Raw genomic sequence first — 6516 nt, forward strand, 5'->3', positions numbered from 1 at the left:
TCAACTATTTTAGAAGCTAGAAATAATCCCTAGGTCACCGTTTGGTGTGATGACTCTAAATTTGTATGTCGATTTGTTATGAAAAGGAATGGCCTCTTTGAATTCCTTGGATTTTAAAGAGGGTTCAGTGTTATCTTCCGTATAATAGATCTTAAATCCAGGGTAATCGGCATTTGCAACCAATTTTCCATCGACTAGTTTGACGCCAACAGCTGGTACGCGATAATGGTATCCCTGATTTAACTTGTCTAGTTTCTTTAATTCATCATTACCCAGTTTTTGCATAAATCCGGCATAGCTCTTCTGGTAAGCTTGTGCATCAAAGCTATCGCCCTTTTCCCAGCTTTGTTCAGCTGCCCATCCACGATCGGCAACAGCCAATAAGCGTGGGAAAATCATTTCTTCTAACCGGGTGTCATTATTTATTTTTTCGGACCAAAGACCAGCTTTCACCCCTAAGAAATTGGCTTTTCCTTTTGCAGTCAAGTGCACTTTATTTTTTGCAAAATCTTGTGGTAAGTCATTTCCAGCATTATCTTTAAAAATATTGAGGAAATAATTTTCCGGAGCAAAAGAGTATGTTTTGTTGATATCAACCAATCCCACCCAGCTGTGACCTGGCTCTGCAAAATTATGGTCCCAAGTCATGTCCAGATAATTGTTATAAGCAGATGTAAAGACGACCTTATAGCCCGCATTTGCTAAGCGGTAAGCTAAATCTTCTTGTCCACCACCAATGAGGTTATTCCAGACATTTAAGTTTATTTTATGATCCGCTAGTGCAGGGTTGACATCCATTCCTTTTCCGAAATTCTTCATTCCCATTTCTTCCCAACCCGACATGGTCAATCCTTTGGACTGGCAGATTTCATTAATCTTATTGATATAATATGGCCACACATCGTATATAGAGGTGATGTTGTTTTCTTTCATGAATGCCGCGATCAGTGGAGATTTCTCCCATGCGCCAGCTGGTGTTTCATCGCCACCTAAATCAATCATTGTCAGCGGTACACCCGCTTGTTCATGCATGCTTTTAATCTCGTCAATGACTTTGCTTAGAAAATGGTAAACAGAAGGTAGAGCTGGATTCAAGACATTGTCATTCCAGTTTTGAGCAGAATTGTAAACCGATTGGTCAGCTGGGTCATGCAATAAATATTCTTCAGCAGCTTTTAGGTTTCCAGCCTTCTTCAACTTGTTATAGCGAGCTTCCATTGATTTTATCGCAGCACGAGCATGTCCCGGCGTTTCGATTTCTGGTATCACTTCAATATGTCTCGCTGCAGCATAACGTAAAATATCAATGTAATCTTGTGCAGTTAGGTATTGCTTGTCTTTTGCTACCGCACCAGAAACCATAGGCTGGTTGTATCGCTTTTCCGTCTTTAAAGTTAGCCGAACGGACACTTCCTATTTCTGTCAATTCTGGTAATCCTGGAATCTCTAAGCGCCAACCCTCGTCATCGATAAAATGGAAGTGAAATTTATTCAATTTATATTGTGCCATGGCATCGAGGATGCGTAAAACCTCCTCTTTACTGTGGAAGTTGCGTGCTACATCCAGCATTAATCCTCTGTATGGAAAACGTGGTTGGTCTTTTACCTGAGCAAATGGAAAGTTTAAAGTTTTGTTTGTGCTGCTCCAGTCTGTTGCAGGAAGTAGCGATTTTAACGATTGTAAACCATAAAAAGCGCCTGTTGCGGTACTGGCTTTAATTTCGATTCCTTTGTTATCGATCGTCAATGCGTAGCCTTCGTTTGCGAAACCTGCTGATTTCACGATCTTTAACTGCGATTCTTTGCTTTGACTGTTTTGTGCTTGTATACCTGTTTGTTCTTTTAAGAATTGGATGAATAAAGCAACCTCCTTGTTAAAGTCTGCATCTGAATTGATCGAAACAGTATTAACCAACTTAAAGGACTTAGCCCTATCCACTATGGCTTGTGCCGGTAATGGTAAAATATCTTGTTGTGTTCCTTTAGAAAGTAGTTCATTGCTCGTAAACTTCTGCGCTAAGTATGTTTTCCGTTCGTCCTCAGTAAAGGTATTCCTTTGTGCTTGATAGTTTTTGATGTCAGCATAAGTACCCTTGTCGTCATAACTTACATATAGCCCAATAGGCCCATCGGTGTAATTAATCAAACCGCCTACCGTGGTGAAGCTGATTTCTATCGTATCCTTAGGTTGTAAGATTAGGTTATTTTTCGCAAACTCGATCTGGAATAAATCACCATTACGATGGGATAACTTAAAACGTGAATCGACAGATTGAGCATTTATTCCACGGATGAAATTAAACCACAAAGACCAATCCTGGAGAGCAAGCGCTTGGCTATTGGTGTTTTTGATGATTAATTTAGAAGAAGGATTCTTTTTCAAGTTTTTTCCAGTCGGTACTTCCCATGTCACCTCAATTTTATTTTCAATATTTGTTGGCGACTGCGCAAAGAGATTTGCAGCCAAAAGCCCCATTGTTGCCGATAGCAAAAAGTGCTTTCTATAAGATTGATTATTCATAAATTTAATAGCGCTCTAGTTTGTTGTGTATCTAAAGATACAATTTTTAGATAAATAAATAATTTTATCATTTATATTTTGATATATTCAATATACTTTCTATATTTGCACACCGAAACACAAAAAGGCCCGTTCGTCTAGGGGTTAGGACGTTAGATTTTCATTCTAGAAACAGGGGTTCGATTCCCCTACGGGCTACAAATAAGCGACTCCAAAAGAGTCGCTTTTTTTATGCAATCTATTCTGTCATATTTCATTTTTTATTTACAATATACGATGTGTGCATATGGTCCATTAAGTAACCTTAAGCAGGCAATCAGCATATCCCTCGAAAAGAACAGTTTCCAGAACAGTAGGGGGGTAAAAGGGGAACAAGTGGATACCAAATCCGCCATTAAATTAGGGTTACGATAGTGGTAAGCCGGAGTTAGCAGGGGGTTAATAGGGATATACCCCTACTAACCCCCTATAAAACCCCTATTAACCCCCTGTTATTCCCTTATTAAATCAAAACTTGGTATTAGCTTAGTACCTCTTTAATTATAATCTAGTTCGCTCAAAAATGCTTCTTTATTTTAGCCTCGCGTAGTGTCTTGTTACGAAACTTTTTCCGGTAGGTTCATTTAGGGCAACGCTTCTAAGGAACTTATTCAAATGCGTGTATAGTAACTTATCAAGCAATAACATAAATGGTTAGCTTGGTGGAATGAAAAGAACTATAACACTTTTGTAGTATCGGTATTATTTTTTTGTCAAAATAATAGTAAAAGAGTTGAAAATACGCACACATAGCGAAAAGAACCTTATCTTTCACACCAATAAAAACCTAACAAAACCAACTCAAGACGCTTAAAAACAACTATTTAAAGGGGTTAATAGCAAGATATTTGACATCCTTTCATACAGCAGATTATTGCGTATATTTGAGAGACGCGAGGAACCTGAGTGAAAATTTACAATTGTATCTTATTTAAAAAAGTTGGAGAAACTTGTGTTTAGAACAGTTTTATTGCGTTTGCTACAAAAACAAGAATAATTTAAATTATGAAAAAGGTTCTCTTAACATTGGTCATGTTAACATCTCCATTTGTTATTTTTCATTCGAAGGCTCAAACACAAAAAATCAATAAAATTGATTTTTTCGATACTGTCGTAAACAATCATCATCAAATCTTTCCATTCTCAGGTATTCCTTCAGCTATCGAAATGGTGCTAAAGTATTGTAAGGTAGTGAATTTTGATTTTTACAACTTGCAAAATGAATGGCAAAACAAAACGGATGGTTCTTTCGGGGACTTTGACAAGAAAGAATTATACGGAATCACTTTCTCGCAAAAATTTGTTGTGCCTCGTGATGCAAGTTTTCCGATAGACAGTCTTTTTCAAACCATAGAAAATGAATTGAAGTCTGGTAAAAAAGTAATTATCGCACTGCAAATGGAAGCGGGCTGGCCTATTTTTGTCGTCTATAAACAAACTCCAGATGGCGAATTTGTTTCATACAGCAAACATGGAAGCCATACCTTAATCATTAGAAATACAAAAGAAATTGTGAAAAAGTCTAACGGTACAGAAATCATGACTTACAGCATTTCTCCTCGTTTGTAGTGAGAGGTAAGAATGCCCTATGGTACAGACTTGTAGCCTGTTTATTATTCCTCCTAACAAAAAAATAAAAATAGATATATTTAAAAAAAGATGGAATATAAAGGCATTCTTTGTAAAAAACTTTTGCCAAATATATATATTAGTACAAACATTAAAATGAGCATGTTATGGGGAGTACAATATGTTTATTCACCAAGATTTCGACCGTTTAACACAGCTTTGGTAAAAACAATAATGATTTAAATTATGAAAAAGATTCTCTTAACATTGGTCATGTTCATATCCACATCTGTTATTTTTCATTCGAAGGCTCAAACACAAAAAATCGATAATTGTGATTTTTTTGATACTGTCGTAAATAACCACAATCAACTCTTTCAATTGTCTTGCATTCCATCAGCTGTCGAAATGGTACTAAAGTATTATGATGTCGTAGATTTTGATTTTTACGACTTACAAAATGAATGGAAAAACAAAACTGATGGCTCTTTCCGTAATTTTGACAATAAAGAATTATACGGCATTACTTTTTCCCAAAAATTTGTTTTGCCTCGGGATGCAAACTTTCCGATAGACAGTCTTTTTCAAACTATAGAAAATGAATTGAAGTCTGGTAAAAAAGTGATTATCTCCCTTCCGGAGGACACAGGATGGCATATGTTTGTTATCTGCAACCAAACTCCGGATGGCGAATTTGTTTCATATAGCAAACTTGGAAGCCATACATTGATACTTAGAAATACAAAAGAAATTGTGAAAAAGTCTAACGGTACGGAAATCATGACTTACAGCACTCCCCTTCATTTGTCGCGAGGAGGAAATGACCCTTCCTGATATTAAATTGTGTACGGATGCTGCCAAGGAGCACGATAAGGTCTTCTTAAATGCCGCGTTGCTTCTGGATCATCGATACATATTTTTTTGATCGGGTCATAGACCAACGGACGTTTCAGCAGCATGGATAAATTTGCAAGAATACAACTTGACGTCGATATGTGCCCCTCTTCGATATCAGCAACAGGTAGATGATCTTTTTCAATTGCCGACAGGAGATTCCGCATGTGCTGCCGCGTTGCGGGAGCAGTATGCAATTCGATACGCGGTTCTTTTAGATCTTCGGGGAATTCTTCTTTTTCATAAACCACATCCATCGCGATTCGTTCCCCTTTTCCGATTGGAATAAACTCATATTTCATCACACTCCCTTTTAAAGTTCCCTTTTCACCATAGATAATAAATGCCCATGGATATTCAGTGTCAGCTGCTGTACCCCATGAGCGCATCTGCCAGACACAATTGAGGTCAGGATATTCAAATATAGCCGTTTGGGTATCTGGGATATTTGACTTTCCTTCTTTTTGGACAAATATTCCTCCCGATGCACTGATTTTGGTGGGCCATTTCAATTGAAGGAGCCAACGGACAGCGTCGAACATGTGCATGCCCATATCTCCCGTAATACCATTGCCATACTCCATAAAAGTCCGCCACCAACCTCCATGTGGTAAGCCGTCATAAGGACGTAGTGGGGCTGGCCCAGACCACATTTCGTAATCCAGAAAATCAGGGACAGGTTGTAATGGTGGATTTCCATTTTGACGCATATGGTAGTAGCAGCACATCTCTACCTGTGCTATTTTACCGAGTAGACCTTGGTCTATTACCCTTTGTTTAGCATCTAGGAGATGTGGGGTGCTTCTCCGTTGCGTACCTACCTGCACTTTTTTATTGAGCTTTCGAGCAGTTTGGAGTATGGCTTCTCCTTCTAGCACATCAATACTTACGGGTTTTTGTAGATAGATATGGGCACCAGCACGCATGGTATCAATTGCTTGACGCGCATGCCAATGATCTGGAGTACCGATAAGCACGAGATCGAATTTATGCTCCGCCAACATCTTCCTGTAATCTGTATAAAGCGCTGGTATCTTTCTAGATACTTGTCGCTCGCTGATGAGTTTACCCGCCTCTTGTAGATGGTTATTGTCCACATCGCAGATTGCAGCAACATCAATGTCACGGACCTGCATGAGTCTGAAAAGATCGCTTTTTCCATACCAACCAGCTCCGATCAATCCGACACGCAAGTTTTTACTTGGATTTGTAAAGGCTAGCCCATTAGTCTGCAGTGCAGATAATGTTAAAACGGCACTTGTACTTTGAATGAATTTTCTACGGTTTAGGTTTAAGTCAGCCATATATCTGTTGGTTTATTGGTTGTTATGAGGAAGCATAACACATGAAGATACTAATTATTTGGCTATTTCTGGTCTAAAGATCTATTTAAATAAGAAGATTTTAGTTGATGTTTTATCTGATTCTTTTCCCATTCCTTATAGAAATGACTATATACGGAGGCTATAAATTTGAAAAGAAGTTGAACTTGG

5 protein-coding genes and 1 tRNA gene are annotated in these 6516 nt (G+C 38.2%); 3 read left to right on the forward strand and 3 right to left on the reverse strand.

All coding sequences use genetic code 11. The annotated features are described in order from the left end of the window. Nucleotides 1-9: 9 nt before the first annotated feature. Nucleotides 10-1362, reverse strand: a complete 1353-nt coding sequence (locus tag ACFX5U_RS22660) for a family 20 glycosylhydrolase (RefSeq protein ID WP_400262200.1) — start codon at nucleotides 1360-1362, stop codon at nucleotides 10-12. Continuing rightward, nucleotides 1304-2521, reverse strand: a complete 1218-nt coding sequence (locus tag ACFX5U_RS22665; RefSeq protein WP_400262201.1) for a family 20 glycosylhydrolase — start codon at nucleotides 2519-2521, stop codon at nucleotides 1304-1306. The genes ACFX5U_RS22660 and ACFX5U_RS22665 overlap by 59 nt, the downstream gene beginning before the upstream one ends. A 126-nt stretch (nucleotides 2522-2647) precedes the next feature. Here ACFX5U_RS22665 and ACFX5U_RS22670 point away from each other — a divergent pair. The 3 genes from ACFX5U_RS22670 (at nucleotide 2648) to ACFX5U_RS22680 (ending at nucleotide 4963) form a co-directional block, all read left to right on the forward strand. Next, nucleotides 2648-2719 (forward strand) — tRNA-Glu (locus ACFX5U_RS22670). Nucleotides 2720-3565: 846 nt separating this feature from the next. Beyond that, on the forward strand, nucleotides 3566-4129 hold the full coding sequence (locus ACFX5U_RS22675; RefSeq protein WP_280571333.1) for a hypothetical protein: 564 nt from the start codon (nucleotides 3566-3568) through the stop codon (nucleotides 4127-4129). Nucleotides 4130-4375: 246 nt separating this feature from the next. Continuing rightward, nucleotides 4376-4963 carry a hypothetical protein gene (locus tag ACFX5U_RS22680; RefSeq protein WP_400262202.1) on the forward strand — a complete coding sequence of 196 codons (588 nt, stop codon included), beginning with the start codon at nucleotides 4376-4378 and terminating at the stop codon, nucleotides 4961-4963. Between the two features lie 2 nt (nucleotides 4964-4965). On the opposite strand, the gene ACFX5U_RS22685 is transcribed toward ACFX5U_RS22680, so the two are convergent. Next, nucleotides 4966-6327, reverse strand: coding sequence for a Gfo/Idh/MocA family protein (locus ACFX5U_RS22685; protein WP_400262203.1), 1362 nt, complete (start codon nucleotides 6325-6327; stop codon nucleotides 4966-4968). Nucleotides 6328-6516 lie beyond the last annotated feature (189 nt).

The organism is Sphingobacterium sp. SG20118, from assembly GCF_044740685.1.
Taxonomy (GTDB): domain Bacteria; phylum Bacteroidota; class Bacteroidia; order Sphingobacteriales; family Sphingobacteriaceae; genus Sphingobacterium.

Coding starts and splice junctions, on each gene's coding strand:
- ACFX5U_RS22685 (WP_400262203.1), bottom strand. CDS start 6,327: ATGGCTGACTTAAACCTAAACCGTAGAAAATTCATTCAAAGTACAAGT.
- ACFX5U_RS22665 (WP_400262201.1), bottom strand. CDS start 2,521: ATGAATAATCAATCTTATAGAAAGCACTTTTTGCTATCGGCAACAATG.
- ACFX5U_RS22680 (WP_400262202.1), top strand. CDS start 4,376: ATGAAAAAGATTCTCTTAACATTGGTCATGTTCATATCCACATCTGTT.
- ACFX5U_RS22675 (WP_280571333.1), top strand. CDS start 3,566: ATGAAAAAGGTTCTCTTAACATTGGTCATGTTAACATCTCCATTTGTT.
- ACFX5U_RS22660 (WP_400262200.1), bottom strand. CDS start 1,362: ATGGTTTCTGGTGCGGTAGCAAAAGACAAGCAATACCTAACTGCACAA.